Below are 24732 nucleotides of genomic sequence, written 5' to 3'. Positions count from 1 at the left end.
GAACCGCCGTTCACAGCCATCGACGGACGCGGGCCTTATAGTCGCGATACGGCTGGCCGAAGCGCGATTCCAGATACCGCTCCTCGCGCAGGATGACCCAGCGGTCGATCACCACCAGACAGGGGATCAGCAGGGCCAGCGCCCACAGGCTGTCCATCGCCACGGCCAGGCCCGCATAGGTCACGGCGAAGCCGACGTAGATGGGGTTGCGGCTGAACCGATAGGGACCGCTTTCGACCAGGGCCGTCGACGGCTTCCACGGCTCGGGCGCCGTGCCGAAGCGCCGGAAGGTCCCGGCCGCCATGCCGTCCAGCATCAGGCCGCCGATGATCAGGACCACGGCTACGCCGCGCCGCCACTCCAGCGCCAGGCCTAGCGTGTGGTCGCCGACCCACTGCCCCAGGCCCCAGCCCAGGAACAGGAAACCGAAATAGATCAGCGGCGGCGGCGCGATGACGCCGGGATGGTTCTGATTGCTCACCGCGGGGCCTCGTCGCCGTAGATGGCGACCGTCGCCGGGCGGTCCTGGCCGACAGCGCCGCGATACATGCCCGAGGTGTTCATGGCGAAGCCGAAGGTCCCGTCGCGGCCCATGACGATGACCCCGCCGTCGCCGCCGATCGAGCCGACGTCGGCGATCTCGGCTTCGGCCGCCTGCTGCGGCGTCGCGCCTTCCCGGGTGCGGACGCAGATGTCGCGGGCGACGGTGGAGCGGATGAAATATTCGCCCGCGCCGGTGGCCGAGACGGCGCAGCCGTCGGTGTTTGAAGCATAGGTGCCCGCGCCGATCACCGGGGCGTCGCCGATGCGGCCCCAGCGCTTGCCGGTGGTGCCGCCGGTCGAGGTGGCGGCGGCCAGTCGACCTTGGACGTCCAAGGCCACGGCGCCGACCGTGCCGTATTTGCGCTCGTTCAACGGCGGCTGGGCGGCTTCGGCCATGGCGCCGCCGGGCGCGGGCGCTCCGGCCGGACGCGGCGGGATCGGATCGCCGCGCTGGCGCAGGATTTGCGCCAGGCTCTGCCAGCGGCGCTCGGTGAAGAACCAGGCCGGGTCGACCTGTTCCAGCCCGACCGAGGCGGCGAAGGCGTCAGCGCCCTCTCCGGCCAGCATGACGTGGGGCGAGCGCTCCATCACGGCCCTGGCGGCGGCGATCGGATGCCGGGTGCGGGTCAGGCCCGCGACCGAACCGGCGCGCAGGTCGGTTCCGTCCATGACGGCGGCGTCCAACTCATTGCGCCCGGCGGCGGTGAAGACCGCGCCGCGCCCGGCGTTGAACAGGGGATCGTCCTCCATCACCTCGACGGCGGCCTGGACGGCGTCCATGGCCGCGCCCCCGTCACGCAGCACGGCGGCCCCGGCCTCCAGCGCGCGGTTCAGGGCGACGCGATAGGCGGCGTCCTGTTCCGGGGTCATGCCGGCGCGCTCGATCACGCCCGCACCGCCGTGGATGGCCAGCGACCAGCGGGGCGGCTCCTGGGCGATCGCGGGCAGGGCGGACAGCAGAAGCACGGCGGCGGCGATAGCGGCGTTCATTGTATGTTCGCGCATTTTCGACTATCCTTCGCCTATGTCCGAGGTCACTGACATCGTCGTGCCCATGCTTCAGAAAATCCAGGCTCAGTTGACGCGCCTGGAAACCGAGATGGGCAACCTCAAGGAAGACACGCACCACATCAAGGTGCGTCTGACTTCGCTCGAAGCGAATGTGAACAGCCTGAACCGTCGGATGGATAATTTCGACCAGCGCCTCGAACGGGTCGAACGCCGGATGGAATTGGTCGAGGCCTGATCCCGCCTATCGCCTGTGGTGCAGGCGCTTCCAGATTCGATAGGCGATGATCGGCGTGAAGCCGCAGACCAGGCCGGCGCCCAGCACCGTCCAGAAGCCGCCGCCCAGCCAGACTTCGCCAGCCAGGGCGCCGGCCGCGGCGGCCGCGACCGGTCCCAGCCAGGGCAGCCACATCGGCGGCCGCAGCTTCATTCAGGCGTCGACCTTGATGACGCCGCGGCGGATCTGGTCCAGCTCGATGGAATCGAACAGGGCCTGGAAATTGCCCTCGCCGAACGCCTGATTGCCCTTGCGCTGGATGATCTCGAAGAAGATCGGGCCGAAGGTGTCCTGGGTGAAGATCTGCAACAGCAGGCCGTCTTCATCCGAACCGTCGATCAGGATGCGGTTCTCGCGCATCCGCGCCACGTCCTCGCCATGGCCCGGCAGGCGTTTGTCGATCAGGTCGAAATAGGTCTCGATCGTGTCCTGGAAGGCGATGCCGCGCCGCTTCATCTCCTCGACGGTCTCGAAGATGTCGTCGGTGTGCAGGGCGATGTGCTGGATGCCCTCGCCGTTGTAGCGACGCAGGAATTCCTCGATCTGGCTCTGCTCGTCCTGGCTCTCGTTCAGGGGGATGCGGATCATGCCGTCCGGCGCGACCATGGCCTGGGAGAACAGGCCCGTGGCCTTGCCCTTGATGTCGAAATACTTCTGCTCGGAGAAGCCGAAGACATCGCCGTAGAAGCCCGACCAGGTCCGCATCTGGCCCTTGCGGACGTTGTGGGTCAGGTGGTCCAGCAGGGTCAGGCCGACGTTGTTGCCGGTCTCAGCCTCGCGCCAGCCCGGGGTCTCGGTCCAGCCGTCATACAGGGTTTCGGCGCCCCATTGATCGACCAGATACAGCAGCGACCCGCCGATGCCTTGCAGCACATAGGGATAGTCGCCCAGCGCATTCTTCGGCGCCTCGGCCGGCTTGGCTCCGTTCTGGATGGCGCGGTCGTAGGCTTCGGCGGCGTTCTTGACGCGGAAGGCCATGCCGGCCGCCGACGGCCCGTGGGCGTCGCGGAAAGCCACGGCGCTGGCGCCGTCCGACGTGTTGATCAGAAAGTTGATGTCGCCCTGTTTCATCCGCACCACGCCGCCGTCGGGGCGGGTGTGCGAGGCGACGAAGCCCATTTTCTCGAAATGGGCGCGCATGGCGGCGGGGTCGGGGCTGACGAATTCGACGAACTCGAAGCCGTCCAGGCCCATCGGATCGGTCGGGTTGGCGGTCATGTCGGCCTCCTGAGTTTTTCGGTCGGCGGGAACCTAGGGATTTGAGATCGGAAAGCCAAGACGAGGCGTCTCACAACCTATCCGGCGGCCGTCGAGCCTGACGCCCGCCTGGGTTATCTCATGATCGCCGCCCCTGTGCGACGCCCCCAGGCCCGCCCCGTCGGGATCGCCGCCGCAGTTCGGCGTGCGCGGGGATGCAAGCGACGCCGGGGCCTGCTAGAGCCGCCGTGCAAACGGGATCGACGGATGCTTCGCAAACTCTACGACTGGGTCATGAGCCTGGCCCGCCACAAACACGCGACCAAGGCCCTGGCCGCCGTGTCGTTCGCCGAGAGCAGCTTCTTTCCCATTCCGCCGGACGTGATGCTGGCCCCCATGGTCGTGACACGGCCCGACCGGGCCTATTTCTACGCCATGGTGTGCACCATCGCCTCGGTTCTGGGGGGGCTGTTGGGCTACGCCATCGGCCATTTCCTGGAGCCGGCGGGCATGTGGCTGCTGGCCGTCATGGGCAAGGCGGACACCTTCGAGGCGTCCAAGGCCCTGTTCCAGCAGCACGGCGCCTGGGTGATCCTGATCAAGGGGCTGACGCCCATCCCCTATAAGCTCATCACCATCGCGGCGGGGATATTCGCCTTCAACCTGCCGCTGTTCATCCTGTTGTCGGTGATCACGCGGGCGGCGCGTTTCTTCCTGGTGGCCTTCGTGGTCAAGACCTTCGGCCCGGCCATGCTGGAGGTGGTCGAGAAGCGGTTGGCGCTGTGGACCTTCATCTTCGTGGCGGTCCTGGTCGGGACCATCGTCGCGGTGCGCTTCATCTGATCGACGTGAGGCCAAGCGTCGGCTAGGAAGGCGTCATGATCGGCCTGTACCGCCTTGTGACCCGCTGGTGGACCGCCTTCGCCCTGGCGGCGTCGTTGGCCATGCTGGGCGCCGCCCATGCGTTTGAACGGTTCGCGGGCCTGGCGCCCTGCAACCTGTGCCTCAAGCAGCGCGAGGTCTTCTGGGGGGCGGCGGCCATTTCGTTGATCGCCACCCTGTGGGCCTTGGTCAGCCGCGCCAGCCGGGGCACGCCGCGAATCGCCGCCTTCCTGTTGGCCGCCGTCTTCGCCACGGGCGCGATCACGGCGGGCTTCCACGCCGGGGGCGAGTTGAAGTGGTGGGACCTGCCGGCCGCCTGCGCCGCAGGTGGCGACATCAGCCTGGAAGGCTTGACCTCTCTGGCGCTGGGCGTCGGGACCGCGCCCAAGGTCGCCATGTGCGACGCCGTGTCCTGGAGTTGGCTGGGCGTTTCGATGGCAGGATGGAATTTCCTGATCTCAGTGGCCCTGGCCGTGTTCAGCCTGTTGGCCGCCAAACGGCCCAAGGACGCCAGGGCGCCGCGCAATGTCGACTGAAACCACACGCCGCATCCCGTTGGCCCGTCCCGGCCGGGGCGAGAGCCGTCGCCGCATGGCCGAGATCCTGCGCGTCGATCATGCGGGGGAATACGCCGCCGTCCAGATCTATCGCGCCCAGCGCGCCGTCTTCCAGGGCCGATCCGGCCGCGAAACGATCAGCGCCGACATGGCCGAGATGGAGGCCCAGGAGCAGGTCCATCTGGATCGTTTCAACGCCCTGTTGAATGAGCGCGGCGTGCGGCCCACGGCGATGACGCCGATCTGGCGGCTGGCGGCCGCGGGTCTGGGCGCGGGCACGGCCCTGATGGGCGAGAAGGCCGCCCACGCCTGCACCGAGGCGGTCGAGGCCGTGATCGAGGAACACTATGCCGACCAGGTCGCCGAACTGGCTGAGCGCGACCCGGACCTGGCCGCCGAACTGGCGCGGTTCCGCGAGGAAGAGCTGGCCCACCACGATCACGCCGTCGAACACGGAAGCCGTGACGCGCCGGGCCATCGACTGTTGAGCGCGGTCATCAAGGTCGGATGCCGCGCGGCGATCAAGATCAGCGAGAAGGTCTAAATCCTCCCCCTGCCGGGGGAGGATTTAGCGACTGTGGTCGAACGCCAGCAGCAGGGTCCGTTGCGGCGGATTGCCGTTGTCGTCGCTGAGCAGATACAGGCGCACGCCGTCGCCGCGCCGTTCGGCCGCGATCCCCTCGAAATTGTCGGTCGTGCCCGGCAGCTTCAGCTCGATCAGCACCGGACCCAGTTCGCCGTTCGCCCGCATCCAGCGCACCCGGGCGCGGGCGTCGATGGGCGGGGTGAAGGACCGCTGGACTACGTACCAGCCGTCGCCGAACGGATTCTCGTCCATGCCGGTGATGCGGAAGTCGCGGTCGGTCAGGGGCGTAGCGGGCGGCGCGGTTAGGGCGATGCAGCCGGAGCCGTCGCAGGTCCAGACCCCGCCGTTCTCTCCGGCGGCGACCCAGCCCCTGTCCGAGGCGGCGATCCCTTCCATGCCGTCGTTCAGGGGGAAGGCGAAGTCGGGGATGGCGACGGGCGTCGGCCGCGCGGCGGGCGCCTCGGCCCGGCCGTAGTTCCAGATGCGATGGTCGCGCTCGAAGCTGATCAGCAGGTCGCCCGCATGGGTGAAGGCCAGGCCCTCGGCGTCGCCGTCGGCCTTTTCGACGATGGGGGCGCCGTCGCGCAGGGTCAGGCGGCGATAACGCAGGGCGTCGACCCCGGTCAGCCGTCCGGCCGCGTCCAGCCGCAGGGACCCGCGCACCAGATCGCCCGCGTCGGTGACGCTGATGAAGCCGCGCTCGCCGGTCAATTTCAGGTCCGACAGGCTGTGCAGCGGCGAATCCGGCGCCAGAGCGATCTCGACCCCGCCCGCGAAGACGACGCCGTCGGCCAGAACCGCGCCCCCGGCCAGGCCCAGGCCGACCGGTCGGCTCTCGGCGGCGGCGGCGGTCCAACCGGGCTGGGCGCCGGTCCACGGCAGGATGCCGGTGGTCGGCCCGCCCGCGCAGGCGGCCAGCGACAGAGCCAGGGCGACCCCGGCCAGGCGGCGAAGCGACATCATGCGGCGCGTTTCCTCTGCGGGCGGCGACGGGTCGGGGCGGCGGCCTCGGCGTCGAACAGTTCGGCCAGTTTCTCGATCATGGCCCCGGCCAGTTGCTCGACATCGACCAGGGTGACGGCCCGGCGGTACCAGCGGGTCACGTCATGGCCGATGCCGATGGCCAGAAGCTCGACCGGCGACCGGTCCTCGATCTCGGCGATGACCTGGCGCAGGTGTTTGTCCAGATACAGGGCGGCGTTGGCCGACTGGGTCGAATCGTCAACGGGAGAGCCGTCGGAGATGACCATCAGGATGCGCCGCGCCTCGGGCCGGGCCATCAGCCGGTCGTGCGCCCACAACAGGGCCTCGCCGTCGATGTTCTCCTTCAGCAGCCCCTCGCGCATCATCAGGCCCAGGTTCTTCTTGGCGCGGCGCCAGGGGGCGTCGGCGGCCTTGTAGATGATGTGGCGCAGGTCGTTCAGGCGGCCGGGACCGGCGGGCTTGCCGGCGGTGATCCAGGCCTCGCGGCTCTGGCCGCCCTTCCAGGCGCGGGTGGTGAAGCCCAGGATCTCGACCTTGACCCCGCACCGCTCCAGCGTCCGCGCCAGGATGTCGGCGCAGACCGCCGCCACCATGATCGGCCGTCCGCGCATCGAGCCGGAGTTGTCCAGCAACAGGGTCACCACCGTGTCGCGGAACGGGCTTTCGCTCTCGGCCTTGAAACTGAGCGGACTGGTCGGGTCGGTGATGATCCGGGTCAGGCGCGCGGTGTCCAGAACGCCCTCTTCCAGGTCGAACATCCAACTGCGGTTCTGCTGGGCCATCAGGCGGCGTTGCAGCTTGTTGGCCAGGCGCGCCACGACCGAGGACAGCACGGCCAACTGCTGGTCCAACAGGGCGCGCAGGCGGTCCAGCTCCATCGGGTCGCACAGGTCGGCGGCCTCGATCACCTCGTCATAGGCGGTGGTGAAGACGCGATAGGCGTCGACCGTGCGGCCGTCGTCGGCCGTCTGGGTGCGGTTGGGCAGGGCGCCCTCGTTCAGGTCCGGGCCGTCGTCGGTCGCGTCGCCGTCGGGTTCCGCCGGTGCGCCGTCGGGGCGGCTGTCGCGTTCCTGTTCGGCGCTCTGATCGTCGGCCGAGCCGTCCATGGACTGGCCGCCTTCGCCGCCGTCTTCCTCTTCGTCCTGATCGTCGGCCGCGTCCGGCTCTTGCGGATCGGGCTGGTCGTCGCCCTGATCGTCGGAGGCGTCCTCGCCGCGCCCGTCGCCGGGGTCCAGCTCCAGATCGCGCAGCACGTCCTTCAGGCGGTGGGCGAACTCGCCCTGGTCGGCGGCGGCCTGAGCCAGGGCGTCCAGGGCCTTGCCGGCCTTGCGTTCGATCTCGGGCCGAACCAGATCGACCATGGCGCCCGCGCCGCCGGGAGCCTTCCTGCCCGTCACCCGCTCGCGCAGCATCAGGGCCACCGCCTCGGACAGGGGCACCCGCTCGGCGTCAGCGCGCAGGGCGCCGGTCTTCTCCAACCGGGTCAGCAGTGCGGCGTCCATATTGGCCCGCACCCCGGCCAAGGATTGCGAGCCGACCGCCTCGATCCGCGCCTGTTCGACCGCCTCGAACACCTCGGCCGCGCGGGTGTCGACGGGCCGCAGGCGGGCGTGCAGGGTCTCGTCGTGATTGGCCAGCCGCAGGGCCAGCCGGTCGGCCTGGCCGCGCAAGGCCGCGCTCTCGGGACCCGAGGGATCGCGCGGCGGATGCGGCAGGGTCAGGACGCCGTTGGCCAGGCGCGGCCCGTCCGAACCGAAGGCCACCTCCAGCTCCGACTGCTCGGCCAGCGCGCGCGCGGCATGGGCCAGGGCGCGCTTGAAGGTCTCTGCGGGCGTGTCGGCGGACATGGAGGCAGGCATAGCGGCATCCCTCTCCCATTGGGAGAGGGAGAGCTTACGCCGCTTCGCCGCGCAGCTTGGCTTCGGCGGCGCGCATGCCGGCGGCGATCAGTTCGGCGGCTTCGCCGGCGTCGGCCCAGCGGTTGACGTCGACGCGCTTGCCCTTCTCCAGATCCTTGTAGCGGGTGAAGAAATGCTCGATCTGCTCGATCAGGATGGCCGGAAGCTGGCGATAGCTGGCGACGCCCGAATAGAAGGGGTTCAGCTTGTCGACCGGCACGGCCAGGATCTTCTCGTCGCGGCCCGCCTCGTCTTCCATCAGCAGGGCGCCGATCGGCCGGGCGCGGATGACGCAGCCGGGCACCACCGGGGTCGGGTTGATCACCAGCACGTCGCAGGGGTCGCCGTCGTCCGACAGGGTGTGCGGCACGAAGCCGTAGTTGCCCGGATAGTACATGGCCGTGTGCAGGAAACGGTCGACGAACAGGGCGCCGGAGGCCTTGTCCATCTCGTACTTCACCGGCAGGCCGCCGGCCGGGATCTCGATGACGACGTTGACGTCCCACGGGGCGTTCGGGCCGACCGGAATGGCGTCGAGGTTCATGGCGGACTCTATTGTGCAACTGCGAAAAGGGGAGGCGGCCGTGATAAGCTTCCCCGTCGAGACAGGCAAGCGTGGCGCTTGCCCTGGGCCGTGATCTGACGGCAGGAGAAGGACATGACCACGCTGGACTGGACCGCCCTGATCCTCTTTTTCTTCTGCTGGCTCGGCTATGGGCCGGTGCTGGCCCTGGTCGCGCGCTGGGCCGGGTCGTTGAACGCCGACATGGTGCATGTGCGGCGGGCCTGGATGACGGCCATGACCCACCGCGAAATCCGGCTGCTGGACAGCCAGTTGATGGGCCACACCATCAATTCGGCCTCCTTCTTCGCCTCGACCAACCTGCTGCTGATCGCGGCGGTGGCGGGCATATTGTTCGGCGGCGAGAGCGCTCTGCGCGGCCTGGCGGCGGTCGGGGCCGAGGGGGTGCCGGTCAAGCTGCTGGAAGGCAAGCTGGCCCTGGTCATGGCCTGTCTGGCGCGGGGGTTGCTGGATTTCATCTGGTCGATCCGCCAGATGAACTACACCATCGCCCTGATCGGCTCGGCGCCCGAGGTGGCCGAGGGGGCGGATCGCACGGCCTATGGCGAGGCGGTCAGCCGGGTCCTGAACCCCGCCCTGTCGGCCTTCAGCCAGGGGGTGCGGGCCTATTATTTCTCGCTGGCGGCGGCGGCCTGGCTGTTCGGGCCGATCTGGCTGGCGGTCGGGGTCGTGGCGGCCTTTTCCCTGATGCTGTGGCGCCAGGAGGGATCGCCCGCCGCCCGTGCCATCCGCGACGCCCGCCGCCTGCTGAGCCATCCATAGATTTCGCAACTGCGATATCGACAGTTCGCGCCAAATTCGACCGATGAAATCGGTTACATGACGGCTTCATGGCCGAGTTTGGTTACATTAGGTGACTTGGGCGGCGGAAATCGCGCTTGACGGATTGTGCGCTGCAACCTAGCCTGAGGGTGACGCTTTTGAGCGTCATGCCCTTCCTGGGCGTTTCCTCCCTATAGACTTTTCAAAGCCGCGCCCTCGGGCGCGGCTCTTTTTTCATCCAGGACCGACCGGCAAGGCCGCGATGACCTGGTTCAGGGCCGCCGCGCACCGTCCCCAACCCGCCGACGGCCCGCCCGTGCGCGGGTCCAGATACAGGGCGCGGCTGATCTCGATCTGAATCGCCTCATAGCCTTCGTCGGGGCGACCCCACGCCTGGGTCGACCAGCCGCCGGCATAGGGGTGGTTCAGCGCCACGCTGAACCCCTGTTTCTCGAACAGCGTCTTCAGCCGCCGGGTCAGCAAGGCGCGGCAACTGGTCCCGTGCCGGTCGCCCAGCACCACCTCGATCCCGCCCGTCTTGCCCGGCATCGAATGCCAGTCCACCAGCACCGCCCGCCCATGCGCCGCCTTGGCCGCCCGCATCAGATCGGCCAGGGCCGCGTGATAGGGCGCATGCGCGCGGACCAGTCGTCCATCCGCCTCCGCCGCCGTCAGCCGCCGCGCATAGAGCGGCGCGCCCGTGCCCGCCAGGCGCGGAATGACGCCGTAACCGGCCGCCGTCTTGGGACCGCCCGCCGCGTCCACGCCGTCGATCAGCAGGGGGTCCAGATCCTCGGGTGCGCGGTTCAGATCGACATAGGCCCGAGCGATCCGCGCCGCGATCACGGGCGCGCCGTGCGTCGGCCCAGCGGCGATCAATCGGTCCATCAGGGCGTCGCCGGCGCTGTTGATCTCGACACTGGTCAGGGCCGGATCGGCGCCCATGTCGTCGGGGATGACCACGCCCGAATGCGGAGAGGCGAAGACGAACGGGCCGGGCGCGCCGTCGGGGCGCGTCACGGTGAAGACCGGCTGATCCGAAGCTGCGGCCGCGCCGTCCCCCTGGCTCATGGTCTCTCATACCCGCTTTCCACAGACCGGTAAGTCGCCGAGGCGTTGTTTTTCATGGCTGGTTTACCGTTCCGGCCTTAGCTTCGGTTCAGACTTTCGGGGGACCATCGCATGGCGCGCATTCTGTTGGCCGAGGACGACGCCTCGCTGCGCGGCTTTCTGACCCGGGCGCTGGAGCGCGCGGGCCATGAGGTCGTCGACTGCGAGAACGGCGACGACGCCATCGACGCCCTGGACGCCGGTCCCTACGACCTCTTGCTGACCGACATCGTCATGCCCGGCGCCGACGGCATAGAGGTGGCGCGCGTGGCCGCCGCGCGCCAGCCGGGCTTGCGCATCATGTTCATCACCGGTTTCGCCGCCGTGGCCCTGTCGGCGGCCCAGGCCAGCCCCCAGGCCAAGGTCTTGTCCAAGCCCGTCCATCTGCGCGACCTGGTCACCGAGGTCGAGAAGATGGTGGCGGCGGCCTGAATAAGGACCCTTCGTCCATGACGATTTGTCCTTATTGATGCTTGCGGTCGGCGAAGCCGCTGGGTTATAGACCGCGCCTTCCCGCCCTGGGGGCATCCTCAGGGCCGTTTCGGCGGACGCGTAGCTCAGCGGGAGAGCACTACGTTGACATCGTAGGGGTCACAGGTTCAATCCCTGTCGCGTCCACCATCTCTCCGACATCGCCAGCCGACCGCCGCCGTCTGTTTCAGCGACGACACATGCGCGTGCGACGGGCGCCGTCCTGCCTCATCCTCGCCCTATGACGAACCCTGATGCGGCTCAACTCTTCGACATCCGTCGGGCGGCGTCGGTTGGCGTGCGCCGCGGGCGGTCTATATGAACAAGAGCGGCGGCCCGCCCGGCCCGCCAGATCAGGGATCGAAGGACGAGTATGCTGAAGCGCAAGGAGTTCATCCTGGGGGCGGCCGTGGGCCTGACCTTCGCCGCCGCCGCCACGGCCGGGGGCGTCATCACCTGGCCCGGCGCCCATGCCGAGAGCGTTCAGGCGGGGCGGATCGTGCCTTCGGCCGGAGCCGCCGGACTGGCCTTCGCGCCGCCGCAGGGCGCACCTCTGTCCTTCGCCCAGATCTTCGATCAGGTCGCCCCAGCCGTGGTCCAGATCAACACCGAGACCCGCATCGAGCGCCCGCGCGGCCAGGGCGGCGCGATGCAGATCCCCGGCCTTCCCTTCGCCGTGCCGATCCCGCGCGGCGCCGAGCCGCAATCAGGCGGCCAGGACGGTGAAGAAGAGGACAATTCGATCGAAGGCCGCGGCGCCGGATCGGGCTTCTTCATCAGCCGCGACGGCTATATCGTCACCAACAACCACGTGATCGAGAACGCCGAGAAGATCACCGTCGTCCTGTCGGACCAGCGAGAGCTGCAGGCCCGCGTCGTCGGCCGTGACGAGGCGACCGACCTGGCCGTCCTGAAAGTGGACGGGAACGACTTCGCCTTCGTCGGTTTCGAGGAAGAGAACGACCCGCGCGTCGGCGACTGGGTCATCGCCGTGGGCAATCCCTTCGGCCTGGGCGGCACGGCCACGGCGGGCATCGTCTCGGCCAAGGGCCGCAATGTGCCCGAAGCCAGTCAGAGCAACTACGTCGACTACATCCAGATCGACGCGGCCATCAACACCGGCAATTCGGGCGGGCCGACCTTCGACATCTATGGTCGGGTGATCGGGGTGAACACGGCCATCTATTCACCGACCGGCAACTCGGTCGGCATCGGCTTCGCCATCCCGGTCTCGGTCGCCAAGCCCATCGTCAACCGGCTGATGCGCGGCGAGCAGATCGAGCGCGGCTATATCGGCGTCACGGTGGCCGACTTCGGTCGTGAGGAGGCGTTGGGCGCCGGTTTGACGGCTGAGGATCGCGGCGCACTGGTCATGGACGTCAATGCGGACGGCCCGGCGGCGCGGGGCGGCCTGCGCGACGGCGATATCGTCATGTCGGTCAACGGGCGGCGCGTGCGCAGCAATACCGAGCTGACCCGCGAGGTCGCGCAGATCGCTCCCGGCCAGACGGTGCGTCTGGACGTTCTGCGTGAAGGGCGGCGTCAGAGCGTCGACATCCGCGCCGCCGCCCGTCCGCCGGAAAGCGTGCTGAACAACCGCGCGGCGGGAGCAGACGAAGGATCGGCCGAGCCGACCAAGCCGTCGGCGCCTTCTGGCGAGGTCGTGGCCGGACTGAACCTGGCCAATCTGACCCCGGCCCTACGCCAACGATACAATCTGTCGGCCGATGTGAGCGGCGTGGTGGTGACCGGCGTGGCGCGCGGCGGCGACCGCCGCTTCACCGCTGGCATCGTCATCTTCCAAGCGGGGCAGGCACGAGTGAACTCGGTCGAGGACATGAAGGCGCAGGTCGCCGCCGCGCGCCGCGCCGGACGCGGCACTCTGTTCCTTCTGGTGCGCACCGACCAGGGCAACCGCTCGGTGGTTCTGGAGCTGCCCGCCGCCGCCGATTGAGGCGCGATAAGGGCTGACAAAGCCGTAACTGACGGGATCGTCGCCGATGCGCTAACATCGGCGGCGATTCTGCAATTGGGGCTGCAAACCATGCGTATTCTGGTGGTCGAGGACGACTCCGAGGCGGCCGCCGCCATGATGCGCGGTCTCAGCGAGGCGGGGCACGAGGCCGTGCACGCCGTCGACGGTGCCTTCGGCCTGCTGGAGGCCCAGAAGGGCGGCTATGACGTCTATGTCGTCGACCGGATGATGCCGCGACTGGACGGGGTGGGCATGGTTGAGACCCTGCGCCGCGACGGCGACCAGACGCCGGTGCTGTTCCTGTCGGCCCTGGGCGAGGTCGAGGACCGGGTCACGGGCCTGAAGGCCGGGGCCGACGACTATCTGGTCAAGCCCTACGCCTTTGCCGAGCTGATCGCCCGGGTCGAGGCCCTGTCGCGTCGGCGCGAGACCGGATCGGTCGCCACCATGCTGAAGGTCGGCGATCTGGAGATGAACCTGATCGCCCGCACGGTCCACCGCGAGGGCAGGGAGATCGACCTGCAGCCGCGCGAGTTCCAACTGCTGGAGTTCCTGATGCGCCACGCGGGCCAGTCGGTGACCCGCACCATGCTGTTGGAGAAGGTGTGGGAGTATCATTTCGACCCCCAGACCAACGTCATCGACGTCCACATCAGCCGCCTGCGGTCCAAGATCGACAAGGGCTTCGACAAGGCCATGCTGCAGACCGTGCGCGGCGCGGGGTACCGGCTGGAGGCCTAAGCCTCCCGATGAAATTCCCCTCCCTCTTTCGCCGCACGCCCTTCCGGCTGACGTTGCTGTTCCTGGCGCTGTTCGTGGCGGCGGCGGGTTCGGTGCTGGCCTGGGTCTATGTGGCCTCGGCCACCGAGGCGCGGGCGCGAGCCGAGGCGGACGTGCGCAGCGAGGTGGGGGTGCTGGCGTCGCTGTATCGCGCGCGCGGCGTCGACGCCCTGAACCAGGCGCTGGTGGAGCGGTCGATCCGGGGCGGGCCGAACCTCTATCTGCTGATGGACGCCCAGCGGAAGGTCATCACCGGCAATGTCTCGGAATCGCCCTTCGAGGGCACCGACAGTGCGGGGGCGGGGCGCTGGAGCACCTTCCGCCTGACCGCCACCGACGATGAAGGCCGCGTCGAGAACCGTCAGTCGATCGGCGTCGAGATGCAGATGTCGGGCGGCGAGGTCCTGTTCGTGGGTCAGGACATCGGCGACACCGAGGCCTACCTCGGTCGGCTGACCCAGGCGCTGTGGGCGGCCATGCTGTTGGTGCTGTTGCTGGGCGCGGGCGGCGGGCTGATCGTCAGCCGCAACGTCGAACGGTCGATGGGGCGGCTCAATCGCGTCGTTCAGGCGGTTCAGAACGGCGATCTGAAGGCACGCGCGGACGTGCGGCGCTCGGGCGACGAACTGGACGAACTGGGCGCCGGGCTGAACACCATGCTGGATCGGCTGGAGGTGTCCATGGCCTCGATCCGCCATGCCGGGGACGCCATCGCCCACGACCTGCGCTCGCCCCTGACGCGGATGCGGGCCAAGATGGAGGTGGCGCTGATCGACGCCGAATCCGGCAAGACCGACGGGGTCGAGGCCCTGCATATCGCACTGGACGAGGCGGATGCGCTGCTGAAGACCTTCAACACCGTCCTGGCCATCGCCCGGTTGCAGGCGGCGGCGGGCCGGACGCCGGACCCGGCGGTGTTCGACGCCGCCGATCTGGCCGCCGACATGGCCGAACTGTACGAACCGGCCGCCGAGGAGAAGCAGATGGAGTTCTCGGCCGAGATCGAGCGCGGCCTGTTGATCGAGGCCAACCAGCCCTTCCTGGCCCAGGCCCTGGCCAATCTGATCGACAACGCCGTCAAATACACCCCGGCCGGCGGGGCGGTGAAGCTGAGGGCGCGGCGGCGCTCGTCGGGCGAGGTCGAGTTCTCGGTCACCGACACCGGGCCGGGCGTCCCGGCCGAGGACCGCGAGCGCGTGACCCAGCGATTCGTGCGTCTGGACAACAGCCGCACCGAGGCGGGTTCTGGGCTGGGCCTGTCGCTGGTCACGGCGGTGATCGAGGCGCATGGCGGGCGGCTGATGCTGGACGAGGGACCGGGCGTCCATGACGGCTTCGGGCCGGGTCTGCGCGTGGCCATGGTGCTGCCGCCAGCTCCGGCGCCGACGGCGGCGTCGTGACGATCCTCGCGATTCGACTTCAGCCGTGCGGGCCGGTCGTCGATGCGGCGGCGGCGGAACGGGTGCGCGAACGTCTGGCCGAGGCGGCGAACGAGGGCGGCTGGACGCCCGTGCTGGAGCGGTCTTGGGCGGCCCTGGCGCCGGTGTTTTCGGCCTCACCCTATCTGGCCGGGCTGGCGCGTCGCTGGCCCGCCATGCTGCGCGAGGTGCTGGAGACCGAGCCGGACGCTCGTCTGGACGATCTGCTGGAGCGCACCCGCGCCCTGATCGGACGCCCCGACGACATCCGCGCCCCATTGCGGCGGCTGAAGGCGGAGCTGCATCTGATGACGGCGCTGGCCGACCTGGGCGGGGTCTGGGATCTGGACGCCGTCACCGGGGCGCTCAGCCGGTTCGCGGACGCCGCGGTGCGGGTGGCCCTGGTCTCGGTTGCGGGCGAGCAGCGCGAGCGGGGCAAGCTGATCTCTTCGCCCGACGATCCGGCCGGACCCGCGCCCGGCCTGTTCGGCCTGGCCATGGGCAAGCACGGGGCGAACGAACTGAACTACTCCAGCGATATCGACCTGTCGCTGTTCTACGACCCCGACCGCCTGATCCCGGCTCTGGCCGAGGGGGTCGAGCCGCAGCGGTTCCTGGATCGTCTGGCCCAGGCCTGGGCCGGGCTGCTCAGCGAACGGACGGCCGACGGCTATGTCTTCCGCGTCGATCTGCGGCTGCGGCCCGACCCGTCCTCGACCCCGCCGGTTGTCGCGGCGCCCATGGCCCTGGCCTATTACGAATCCGTCGGTCAGAACTGGGAGCGGGCGGCCTTCATCAAGGCCCGGCCCGTGGCGGGCGACATGGCCGCCGCCGAAGACTTTCTGAAGGCCCTGGTCCCCTACGTCTGGCGGCGCACCCTGGACTACAAGGCCGTGCTGGACGTCCAGTCGATCAAGCGCCAGATCCATGTGCACAAGACCGGCGAGGGGCTGGCGGCGGCGGGCGCCAATCTGAAGCTGGGGCGCGGCGGCATCCGCGAGATCGAATTCTTCGCCCAGACCCAGCAACTGATCTTGGGCGGGCGCGATCCGTCCCTGCGTTCAAACCGCACGCTCCAGGCCCTGGCGGGCCTGGTGGTCGCCGGTCATGTGTCGTCCGAGACGGCCTCGGCGCTGACGGACGCCTATCGACGCCTGCGCGCCCTGGAGCATCGGGTGCAGATGCTAGACGACGAACAGACCCACACCCTGCCGGTCGACCCCGTGCGCCGCACAGCCGTCGCCGCCTTGGCGGGCGAGGGCGACCTGGCCGCCTTCGACGCCGGGATCGAGACGTTGCTGACGGCGGTCAACGCCCGTTACGGCGAGCTGTTCGAGGATGAGGAGGATCTGTCCTCGCCCTATGGCAGCCTGGTCTTCACCGGGGTGGAGAATGATCCAGAGACCTTGCTGACGCTGGGCCGCATGGGCTTCGCCGAGCCGGCCACGGTGGCCGACACGATCCGAAGCTGGCACCACGGCCGCATCCCCGCGACGCGCACGGCCCAGGGGCGCGAACTGTTCACCCGGCTGGCGCCCAAGCTGCTGACCGCCGTGGCCGACACCGGCGCGGCCGACGCCGCCTTCCGACGGTTCGCCGTCTTCTTCTCGGGCCTGTCGGCGGGGGTGCAGGTGCAGGCCCTGTTCCTGAACCAGCCCAATCTGTTCGAGCTGGTGGTGCGGGTCATGGCCTTCGCGCCGAGACTGGCGCGGATGCTGGGGCGGCGTCCGGCGGCCTTGGACGGGATGTTGGACGCCCGCTTCATCCGCGACCTGGATCAGGATTCGGGCGTGATCGCCGAACTGACCGCCGACGCCGCCTCGGCCGGGGATTTCGAGGGCGCCATGGACGCCGTGCGCCGCATCCATCGCGAGCAGGTGTTCCGCATCGGCATGCAGACCATCACCGGCCTGGCCGAACCCGAGGCCGTGGGCCGCGCCTATGCCGATCTGGCCGACGCCGTGATCTGCGCCCTGGCCCCGGCCGCCCTGGGCGATGTCGAGCGGCAGGGCGGCGCCATCGCCGGTTCGGTCGCCGTGGTCGCCCTGGGCAAGACCGGCTCGCGCGAGATGACGGCGGGTTCGGACCTGGATCTGATCACCCTGTACGACGCGCCGCCCGAGGCGATGTCGGCGGGCAAGGGCTGGAGTCCCGAGGTCTTCTACGTCCGCTTCACCCAGCGGCTGATCGCGGCCCTGTCGGCGCACACGGCCGAGGGTGGGCTGTATGAGGTGGACATGCGCCTGCGGCCGACGGGATCGAAGGGACCGGTGGCGGTGCGGTTGTCGTCGTTCGACCACTATTACGCCGTCGAGGCCGATACGTGGGAGTTCATGGCCCTGACGCGGGCGCGGCTGGTCTGGACCTCGGACGCGGCCTTCGGCGCGGCGGTCGAGACCTCCATCGAACAGGCCCTGCGGCGGCCGCGTCCCGAGGCCGACCTGGCCGGGGATATCCGGCGGATGCGCGAGCTGATGGCGCGCGAGCGGGGACCGTGGGGTTTCTGGGATCTGAAACTGTCGCGCGGGGGCCAGATCGACGCGGAGTTCCTGGCCCAGTTCCGTCAGCTTCAGGCGGCCGTCTCGGGCGGGGCGCTGACGGTTTCGACCCTGGAGGCTCTGACGGGCGATCCCGAACCGGCCGAGGCCTGGCGGCTGCAACAGGGTCTTCGGCAACTGCTGGCCTGCGCCTCGGACGAGGACATCGATCCCGAAGGCGAACCGGGAGAGTTCCGCCAGAGGCTGGCGGCCGCCGTCGACTGCATGGATTTCGAGACCCTGAAGGTTCGGCTGATCGCGGCCCGTCAGGCGGCTCTGGACGCCTTCGACGCCGCCCTGCCGCGTTCCGCGACGGAGATCTGATCGGGCGACGTTCAATCTGATGCAAAGCCCTCGGGGGGCGTTTCCTTGAAAGGAAGCCTGTCCATGAAGACCGTTCTGATCACCGCCTGCGCCGCCGCCCTGCTGCTGACCGCCGGCGCCGCCTCCGCCCAGTCGCCGCAACGCGCGCCGCGCATCGACGCCGACGCCGACGGCCGCGTCAGTCGGGCCGAATTCCTGTCGCGTCTGGACCGCATGGCCGCGGCGGACGCCGACCGCGACGGCTCCATCACGCCGGACGAGCGCCGCGCCGCGATGCAGGCCCGCGTCGCCCAGCGCCGCGACGCCGCCTTCACCCGGCTGGACGCCGACCATAATGGTGCGATCAGCCGCGCCGAGTTCGACGCGCGACCCGACCGTGCGCCCCGCGCCCGCATGGGCCAGGGCGTGCGCCGCATGCACCGCGGCCCGGCCGGCGAGGCGTCTCCGCGCGGCGACCGGACGATCGACGTCGCCCAGGCCCGCGAGCGGATGACCCAGGCCTTCGCCCGTCTGGACAAGGACGGCGACGGCTATCTGACGGCCGAGGAGCGCCGTGACGGCCGGATGCAGCGTCGCGAGCATCGTCGCGACATGCGCCGCCCGTCGCCGACGGCGCCCGCTTCGGAGTAGGATGATGCGCCGGTCGGCCGGCAAGGGCGGGCCGACCCTTTCGGTTCTGGAAGAGGTCAGCCTGCTTGGCGGTAGAGGATCCAGACGAGGATCTGGTGCGTCGGGTCGGACGCGGCGATCCCGCCGCCGTCCAGGCCTTGGTCGCGCGCAAACTGCCGCGCATGCTGGCCCTGGCGCAGCGCATGCTGAACGATCCGGCCGAGGCCGAGGACGTGGCCCAGGAAGCCATGCTGCGCGCCTGGCGACAGGCGCCGGCCTGGCGGCCGGGTGCGGCGCGGTTCGACACCTGGCTGCACCGGGTCGGATTGAACCTCTGCTACGACCGGCTGCGGCGGCGGCGCGAGATTCCGACCGAGGCGCCTCCCGAACGGCCCGACGAGGGTCCGGCGCCCGACCGGGGCCTGATGGCCGCCGACACCGGTCGTCGGGTCCAGGCCGCCCTGGCCGCCCTGCCGGATCGTCAGCGGGAGGCCCTGGTTCTGTGCCATTATCAAGAACTGACCAACATCGAGGCCGCGCGTCTGATGACGGTCAGCGTCGAGGCGTTGGAAAGCCTGTTGTCACGTGGACGCAGAGCGTTGCGAACGGCCCTGGCGGACATCGCGCCGGGCGCTGGAGGAGGTTGAGATGAACGCCGAGCGGCTGGAACGGCTGATCGAAGCCTATGGCGCGTCGCCGCGCCGTTGGCCCCAGGACGAACGGACGGCGGCCGAGCGGCTGTTGGCCGAGCGTCCCGATCTGCGCGCCGGGCTTCAAGCCGCGGCCGATCTCGATCACTGGCTGGACGCCTCGCCGAATCCGCGCCCGTCCATGGCCCTGCATGATCGCGTGCTGGCCTCGGCCATCCAGGCCGGGCGAGGAGGACGTTCGTCGGTGTTCGGCCTGTCGCGGCCGCTGGCTTGGCTGGCGGGCGCCGGACTGGCGGCGGCGACGTGCGCCGGGGCGTTGTCGGGCATGGCCCTGACCACGCACATGACCGCCGATGCGCGGGCCGAGGCGGTGTACGCCCAGGCCTCGTTCGGCGTCATCGACGATGCGGAGGTGTTGGGGTGAGCGGACGGATGTTGAAGATCCTGCTGGGGATTTCGGTGGCGCTGAACCTGTTCGCCGTGGCGGGCGGGGTGGCGCTCTACGCCAGCCGCGCCAAGGTCGAACGGCAGGTGGAGGCCGAGGCCCGGCCCGGTCGCGGCCAGTCGGTCATGGTCATGGCTGAACGCCTGCCCCAGGCGGAACGCGAGCGCGTGCGCGAGGCCCTGCGCGCCTCGGCCCATGCCGCCAAACCGGATTTCGAGGCCGCCCGCGCCGCCCGCCGCGAGGCCGTGGCCCGTGCGAGCGCCGCCGAATTCGACGCCGTCGCCGTGCAGTCGCTGCTGGAGCAGTCGCGTCTGGCCGAGATGCGCGGCCGCGCCCGGCTGGAGGGCGACGCCCTGGCGGTGCTCGGCTCGCTGTCGCCCGCCGACCGCGCCGCCATGGCGCCGATGCTGGCGCGTCGAGGCTCGCGCGGCCAGCCGCCGCGCCATCGGCCCGAAACGCCGCCCGCAAGCTGACCCGCATTACACGCTCGTAACTGTCGCCTCGGGGCGGCCCTGATAGGGTGCGGCCCGCATCATCAAGAAACGGACCCGTCGTCATGAAACGCCTTGCTCTGATCGGCGCCTCGATCCTGGCCCTGACCACCGCCGCCCCGGCCCTGGCGCAAGACGCCGCCATCACGCCGCCGCCGCTGCAATTCACCCACCGCGAACTGTCGAACGGTCTGGACGTCTACGCCATGCCCGACCCGTCGGCGGGCACGGTGACCATCCAGATGTGGTACAACGTCGGCGGCAAGGACGACCCTCAGGGCCGCTCGGGTTTCGCCCACCTGTTCGAGCACATCCTGTCGCGCAAGACGACCAACCTGCCCTATGGCCAGATCTCGACCATGGTCGAGAACGCCGGCGGCAGCCGCAACGCCTCGACCGGCCAGGATTTCACCAACTACTACGAGACCGTGCCGCCCCAGTATCTGGAGCGGATGCTGTGGGCGCACGCCGAACGCATGGCCGAGCCGGTGGTCGATGAGGCCGTGTTCCAGGCCGAGCGCTCGATCGTGAAGGAAGAACTGCGCCAGCGCGTGCTGGCTCCGCCCTATGGCCGTTTCCAGCGGTTCGTCATCGGCGACAACAGTTTCGACAACTCCATCTATCGGCGCAGCGTGATCGGTTCGATCGAAGAGCTGGATTCGGCCGTCATCGACGACGCCCGCGCCTTCCATGAAGCCTATTACCGCCCGGCCCAGGCGACGCTGATCGTGTCGGGCAATTTCGATCCGGCCGAGCTGGATCGGCTGGTCGATCGGTATTTCGGCGCCATCCGCAACCCGGATCGGCCGGTGCCGGTGTTCGAGCGCCCGGTCGAGGCGCCACGCACGGGACCGCGCCACGTCACGGCCTATGCGCCGAACGTGCCCTTGCCGGCCGTCGGCGCCCTTTACCCCGGCGCGGCGGCCAGTGATCCCGACAACGCCGCTCTGGACGTGCTGTCGGCCATCATGAGCCGGGGGCAAAGCTCGCGCCTGTATCAGTCGCTGGTCTATCGCCAGCAACTGGCCGTCAACGCCGGTTTCAGCGTCGACGCCATGGAGGAGGACGGCTCTATCGATGTCACGGCCACCGCCGCCGCCGGCAAGGAGCCGGCCGCCGTACAGGCCGCCCTGGACGCCGAACTGGCCCGTGTCCGCGACGAGCCGGTGACCCTGGCCGAACTGGCCGAGGCCAAGACCGAACTGTTGGCCCAGGACCTGCGCCAGCGCGAGACGCCCGACGGCCGCGCCTTCCTGCTGGGCCAGGCCCTGGTGTCGGAGAACAACCCCAACGCCCCGGATGAACGGGTCGCCGCCATCCAGCGGGTCACCGCCGCCGACGTCCAGCGCGTGGCCCGTCGCTTCCTGAACGACAACGTCCGCGTCACCGTGGAATACCGCGACGAAAGCCAGCGCCCGGCCGATGTGGCTGAGGATAGCTGGCGCAATCCGGTTCCGGTTCCGACCTATCTGACCGTGCCGCCGGCCATCCTGCCGCCCAATGAACTGCTGCCGGAAGGCCAGCGCATGGCGCCGCCGCCGCTGGGCCAGGCGCGGGCCGTCGCCGCCCCGGCCATCAATGAGCGCACCCTGCCGAACGGCCTGCGCGTCATCGTCGCCAAATCGACCGACCTGCCGATCATGAGCGCCCAGTTGGTGATCAACGGCGGGGCCTCGGCCGATCCGGCCGACCGTCCCGGCCTGGCCGACTTCACCACCGGCCTGGCGCGTCGCGGCGCGGCCGGTCAGACGGCGCCCCAGATCGCCGCGCGGCTGGAAGCCATGGGCGCCCAGGTGTTCGGTGGGGCCGGTCCCGATGCGGTCACCGTGTCGGCCTCGGCGCCGATCGCCTCGGCCGAGGCTCTGGGCGGCCTGTTGGCCGACATGATCGAGCGGCCCGACTTCGCCCCGGCCGAGCTGGAGCGGTCGCGCAGCCAGGCGGCCAACGGCCTGCGGGTCGCCATGCGCGATCCGGCCTATCTGGCCGATGCGGTTCTCCAGCGCGTGGCCTTCGGCGCGGCCCCCTATGGCGCGCCGTCCAACGGAACCCAGGCCTCGCTGGCGGCCATCACCCGTGACGAGGTCCAGGCCTATCACGACCAGTGGTGGCGGCCGGACAACGCCACCCTGATCATCACCGGCGGCATGGACGCCGAGGCGGCCTTCGTCTTCGCCCAGAGCGCTTTCGGCGCCTGGGACAAGCCCGCCCAGGCCCTGCCGACCGTCACCGGCCGCGCCGGTGCGGGCGAGGCGCCGCGCATCGTGGTCGTCGACCTGCCGGGCGCCGGTCAGGCCGCCATCGCCGCCGGGGTGCGCGCGCCGCGCCGAACCGAGGCGGACTTCTATCCGCTGTCGGTGGCCAACGCCGTGATCGGCGGCGGCCAGGGCGGCTTCCTGTTCCATGAGATCCGCAATCTGCGCGGTCTCAGCTACGGCGCCCGTTCGTCCCTGGGGTCGCGCGCGGACCACGCCCTGCTGGCCGCCGCCACCCAGACCAAGAACGAAAGCGCGGCCGAGGTGGTGGATCTGGTCCTGACCCAGTTCGACCGGCTGAAGACCGAGGCCGTGACCGAGGCCCGCGTCGGCGAGCGCGAGACCTTCGTCACCGGCAACTATCTGCGGGCGCTGGAGACGACGGGCGGCCTGGGCGGGGTCTTGGCGTCCACGGTCCAGCAGGGCCTGCCCCTGTCCGACGTCGCCGCCTACCCGGAACGGATCGCCGCCACCGATGCGGCCAGCCTGCGTCAGGCGGTGATCGATCACGTCGGCTCGGACAAGGCCTATGTGGTGGTCGTCGGCGACGCCTCGCAGTTCCTGGACGCCCTGCGCGCCAAACACCCGCAATTGCAGGTGATCCGCGCCGCGGACCTCAATCTGGGCAGCCCGACGCTGGGCCTTCAGTAGGAACAGGGGCGGGGGCGGTTCGCCGTCCCCGTCAGCCCTGTCGGGCGCGGAAGGCCGCCACGGCCTGAACGGCGGTTCGCACCTGATCCTCGATTCCGGCCCAGTCGCCGGCCTTGACCGCCGCGTCGGTGATCAGCTTGGACCCCATGCCGGCGGCGACGATGCCGCTGCCGAACCATTTGGCGATCGAGGCCTCGTCGGGATCGACGCCGCCGGTGGGCATGATCTTGGTCCAGGGCATGGGACCCATGACCGCCTTGACGAAGTCCGGCCCGCCGACGCTGGCGCCGGGGAACAGTTTCACGATCTCGCAGCCCAGTTCATGCGCCCGGCCGATCTCGGTCACCGAGCCGCAGCCGGGGAAATAGGCGGTCATGCGCCGGTTGCAGACCCGCGCCACGTCCTCGACCAGACACGGGCTGACCACGAACCGCGCGCCCCGGTTCAGGAACAGGGCGGCCGTGCCCGCATCGATCACCGAACCGATGCCCAGGATGATGTCCGGGTCGGTCTTTTGCAGCTCGCGCGCGATCTCGCCGAACAGGTCGCAGGCGAAGTCGCCGCGATTGGTGAACTCCACCACCGGCGCCCCGCTACGCGCACAGGCGCGGATGACGTTCAGACAGACCTCGACGTCCGGGTGATAGAAGACCGGCGCGATCCCCTGCGTTTCCAGGGCGGTCAGGACGGTCAGGCGGTCGTGGGGCATTGGTCTCTAATCCCGCTCATCCCCGCGAAAGCGGGGACCCAGATCTTTGAGCGACCGGTCGAACCATGATCGCTCCGTAGCCTATCCCAGGCAGCGTGCTCCACGAAAGCACTGGGTCCCCGCTTTCGCGGGGATGAGCGGAACTTATTGTTTCGCCAACGCCGCGATCCGCTTCACCATGGCGCTGTCCGCGTCGAACAGCGGGTCCAGCACGGTGAAATGGTTCAGCCCCGGCAGGGCCTGAAACCGCGTCTCCACGCCCTGCGCGCCCCAGGTCTCGACCATGTCGCGGCTCTGGCGGATGAATTCGGCGCTTTCGTCGCCGCCGACCAGGCAGTCCAGCACCGTGCCGCCGGGCGTCGCCCCGTTCGGCGCCGGCCAGCGCAGGATGTTCAGGGCGCGCGCCTCCAGCACATCCAGCCCGAGCGCGGCGTTCAACGAGGTCTCGATCAACGGCTCCGGGTCGAACACGCCCGAGATCGCCACGACGGCGCAGGCCCGGCCTTCGCTCAGCATGGCCGCCGCCATATGACCCCCGGCGGAATGGCCGAAGATCAGGGGACGACGGCCGGTGCGGGTGCGGATCGTCTCCACCGCCCGGCGCATCTGGCCGACGATCTGGCCGACACGGACGGCGGGGGCCAGGTCATAGCTGGGGATCGCCACGCTGATCCCGTGGGCCAGCAGGGCCGGGGCGACGCCGCCGAACCAGTCCTTGTCCAGCGACTGCCAATACCCGCCGTGCAGGAAGACCGCGACCGGCGCGTCCGGTCCCGCCGCGAACAGGTCCATGACTTCGCGCGCGCCGTCGCCATAGGCGATTTCCACGGGCGGATGGGCCGCGCGCGCCGCCTCGGCCCGGTCGCGCCACATCGCCATGACGGCCGGATGGTCGGGCACAAGGGCGCGGTTGTTGTACTGGGTCTCCAGATCGACCTTACCCGCCACGCATCCATCCGCTAGACAGCCTTCACGACCGCCGGAAGGACCCGCCGCCATGATGACCGCCATCTTCGTCTTCATCAAATGCGAG

At 69.7% G+C, this 24732-nt stretch carries 25 protein-coding genes and 1 tRNA gene; 16 read left to right on the top strand and 10 right to left on the bottom strand.

The features are described 5' to 3' along the window. Positions 1-10: 10 nt before the first annotated feature. Positions 11-481, bottom strand: a complete 471-nt coding sequence (locus tag V7D63_RS07445; RefSeq protein WP_333591635.1) for a methyltransferase family protein — start codon at positions 479-481, stop codon at positions 11-13. Then, on the bottom strand, positions 478-1548 hold the full coding sequence (locus tag V7D63_RS07440) for an isoaspartyl peptidase/L-asparaginase family protein (RefSeq protein WP_333591634.1): 1071 nt from the start codon (positions 1546-1548) through the stop codon (positions 478-480). The genes V7D63_RS07445 and V7D63_RS07440 overlap by 4 nt, the downstream gene beginning before the upstream one ends. Positions 1549-1567: 19 nt before the next feature. Between V7D63_RS07440 and V7D63_RS07435 the strand changes: the two genes are divergently transcribed. Further along, complete coding sequence (locus V7D63_RS07435) at positions 1568-1789, top strand: hypothetical protein (RefSeq protein WP_333591633.1); 222 nt, start codon at positions 1568-1570, stop codon at positions 1787-1789. 6 nt (positions 1790-1795) lie between these two features. On the opposite strand, the gene V7D63_RS07430 is transcribed toward V7D63_RS07435, so the two are convergent. Both V7D63_RS07430 and hppD read right to left on the bottom strand, forming a co-directional pair. Beyond that, a complete protein-coding gene (locus V7D63_RS07430; protein ID WP_333591632.1) occupies positions 1796-1981 on the bottom strand; it encodes a hypothetical protein in 186 nt (61 codons plus the stop codon). Further along, a complete protein-coding gene (gene hppD, locus V7D63_RS07425; protein ID WP_333591631.1) occupies positions 1982-3046 on the bottom strand; it encodes a 4-hydroxyphenylpyruvate dioxygenase in 1065 nt (354 codons plus the stop codon). It lies immediately after the preceding gene. Between the two features lie 246 nt (positions 3047-3292). Between hppD and V7D63_RS07420 the strand changes: the two genes are divergently transcribed. Genes V7D63_RS07420 through V7D63_RS07410 form a run of 3 tightly spaced genes read left to right on the top strand, consistent with a single transcriptional unit; the run spans position 3293 to position 5008 of the window. Continuing rightward, a complete protein-coding gene (locus tag V7D63_RS07420) occupies positions 3293-3868 on the top strand; it encodes a YqaA family protein (RefSeq protein ID WP_333591630.1) in 576 nt (191 codons plus the stop codon). Positions 3869-3903: 35 nt separating this feature from the next. Continuing rightward, complete coding sequence (locus V7D63_RS07415) at positions 3904-4443, top strand: disulfide bond formation protein B (protein ID WP_333591629.1); 540 nt, start codon at positions 3904-3906, stop codon at positions 4441-4443. Further along, positions 4433-5008 carry a demethoxyubiquinone hydroxylase family protein gene (locus V7D63_RS07410; RefSeq protein ID WP_333591628.1) on the top strand — a complete coding sequence of 192 codons (576 nt, stop codon included), beginning with the start codon at positions 4433-4435 and terminating at the stop codon, positions 5006-5008. The genes V7D63_RS07415 and V7D63_RS07410 overlap by 11 nt, the downstream gene beginning before the upstream one ends. A gap of 24 nt (positions 5009-5032) precedes the next feature. On the opposite strand, the gene V7D63_RS07405 is transcribed toward V7D63_RS07410, so the two are convergent. Genes V7D63_RS07405 through ppa form a run of 3 tightly spaced genes read right to left on the bottom strand, consistent with a single transcriptional unit; the run spans position 5033 to position 8476 of the window. Next, positions 5033-6013: an esterase-like activity of phytase family protein gene (locus tag V7D63_RS07405; protein WP_333591627.1), complete on the bottom strand. Its 981-nt coding sequence runs from the start codon at positions 6011-6013 to the stop codon at positions 5033-5035. Then, positions 6010-7893, bottom strand: coding sequence for a cobaltochelatase subunit CobT (cobT, locus tag V7D63_RS07400; protein WP_333591626.1), 1884 nt, complete (start codon positions 7891-7893; stop codon positions 6010-6012). Before cobT ends, V7D63_RS07405 begins: the two co-directional genes overlap by 4 nt. 34 nt (positions 7894-7927) lie before the next feature. Further along, entirely contained in the window at positions 7928-8476 is a 549-nt protein-coding gene (gene ppa / locus V7D63_RS07395) for an inorganic diphosphatase (RefSeq protein WP_333591625.1), read from the bottom strand. 114 nt (positions 8477-8590) lie between these two features. Here ppa and V7D63_RS07390 point away from each other — a divergent pair, with 114 nt between their 5' ends. Continuing rightward, the gene (locus tag V7D63_RS07390; protein WP_333591624.1) at positions 8591-9277 is read left to right on the top strand and encodes a DUF599 domain-containing protein; all 687 of its coding nucleotides are present in this window, start codon (positions 8591-8593) and stop codon (positions 9275-9277) included. 234 nt (positions 9278-9511) lie between these two features. Here the strand turns inward: V7D63_RS07390 and V7D63_RS07385 are convergent, their stop codons facing one another. Beyond that, entirely contained in the window at positions 9512-10348 is an 837-nt protein-coding gene (locus tag V7D63_RS07385; protein ID WP_333591623.1) for an N-formylglutamate amidohydrolase, read from the bottom strand. Between the two features lie 111 nt (positions 10349-10459). Between V7D63_RS07385 and cpdR the strand changes: the two genes are divergently transcribed. From cpdR to V7D63_RS07330, 11 genes are all read left to right on the top strand, one after another. Beyond that, the gene (cpdR, locus tag V7D63_RS07380) at positions 10460-10819 is read left to right on the top strand and encodes a cell cycle two-component system response regulator CpdR (RefSeq protein WP_333591622.1); all 360 of its coding nucleotides are present in this window, start codon (positions 10460-10462) and stop codon (positions 10817-10819) included. Positions 10820-10933: 114 nt separating this feature from the next. After that, a tRNA-Val gene (locus V7D63_RS07375) sits at positions 10934-11008 on the top strand. A gap of 223 nt (positions 11009-11231) precedes the next feature. Next, positions 11232-12812, top strand: a complete 1581-nt coding sequence (locus V7D63_RS07370) for a trypsin-like peptidase domain-containing protein (RefSeq protein WP_333591621.1) — start codon at positions 11232-11234, stop codon at positions 12810-12812. 90 nt (positions 12813-12902) lie between these two features. Next, a complete protein-coding gene (locus V7D63_RS07365) occupies positions 12903-13574 on the top strand; it encodes a response regulator transcription factor (protein ID WP_333591620.1) in 672 nt (223 codons plus the stop codon). An 8-nt stretch (positions 13575-13582) separates the two neighbouring features. Next, the gene (locus V7D63_RS07360; RefSeq protein ID WP_333591619.1) at positions 13583-15013 is read left to right on the top strand and encodes a sensor histidine kinase; all 1431 of its coding nucleotides are present in this window, start codon (positions 13583-13585) and stop codon (positions 15011-15013) included. Beyond that, positions 15010-17892 carry a bifunctional [glutamine synthetase] adenylyltransferase/[glutamine synthetase]-adenylyl-L-tyrosine phosphorylase gene (locus V7D63_RS07355; protein WP_333591618.1) on the top strand — a complete coding sequence of 961 codons (2883 nt, stop codon included), beginning with the start codon at positions 15010-15012 and terminating at the stop codon, positions 17890-17892. Before V7D63_RS07360 ends, V7D63_RS07355 begins: the two co-directional genes overlap by 4 nt. Positions 17893-17955: 63 nt before the next feature. Next, positions 17956-18522, top strand: coding sequence for an EF-hand domain-containing protein (locus V7D63_RS07350; RefSeq protein WP_333591617.1), 567 nt, complete (start codon positions 17956-17958; stop codon positions 18520-18522). Between the two features lie 65 nt (positions 18523-18587). After that, positions 18588-19148 carry an RNA polymerase sigma factor gene (locus V7D63_RS07345; protein ID WP_333591616.1) on the top strand — a complete coding sequence of 187 codons (561 nt, stop codon included), beginning with the start codon at positions 18588-18590 and terminating at the stop codon, positions 19146-19148. A 1-nt stretch (position 19149) separates the two neighbouring features. Beyond that, on the top strand, positions 19150-19575 hold the full coding sequence (locus V7D63_RS07340; protein WP_333591615.1) for a hypothetical protein: 426 nt from the start codon (positions 19150-19152) through the stop codon (positions 19573-19575). An 8-nt stretch (positions 19576-19583) separates the two neighbouring features. Further along, positions 19584-20069, top strand: a complete 486-nt coding sequence (locus V7D63_RS07335) for a periplasmic heavy metal sensor (protein ID WP_333591614.1) — start codon at positions 19584-19586, stop codon at positions 20067-20069. 83 nt (positions 20070-20152) lie between these two features. Continuing rightward, positions 20153-22990, top strand: a complete 2838-nt coding sequence (locus V7D63_RS07330) for a M16 family metallopeptidase (RefSeq protein ID WP_333591613.1) — start codon at positions 20153-20155, stop codon at positions 22988-22990. 31 nt (positions 22991-23021) lie between these two features. Here V7D63_RS07330 and V7D63_RS07325 read toward each other — a convergent pair whose 3' ends face one another. Continuing rightward, positions 23022-23699 (bottom strand): bifunctional 4-hydroxy-2-oxoglutarate aldolase/2-dehydro-3-deoxy-phosphogluconate aldolase, encoded by a 678-nt coding sequence (locus V7D63_RS07325; protein ID WP_333591612.1) that lies wholly within the window; start codon positions 23697-23699, stop codon positions 23022-23024. A gap of 144 nt (positions 23700-23843) precedes the next feature. Further along, positions 23844-24732 (bottom strand): alpha/beta hydrolase (locus V7D63_RS07320; protein WP_333591611.1); only part of this gene is annotated, 889 nt, incomplete at its 5' end.

This window comes from Brevundimonas sp., from assembly GCF_036732845.1.
Classification (GTDB): domain Bacteria; phylum Pseudomonadota; class Alphaproteobacteria; order Caulobacterales; family Caulobacteraceae; genus Brevundimonas.
This window is presented reverse-complemented; position numbering and strand designations above follow the sequence as displayed.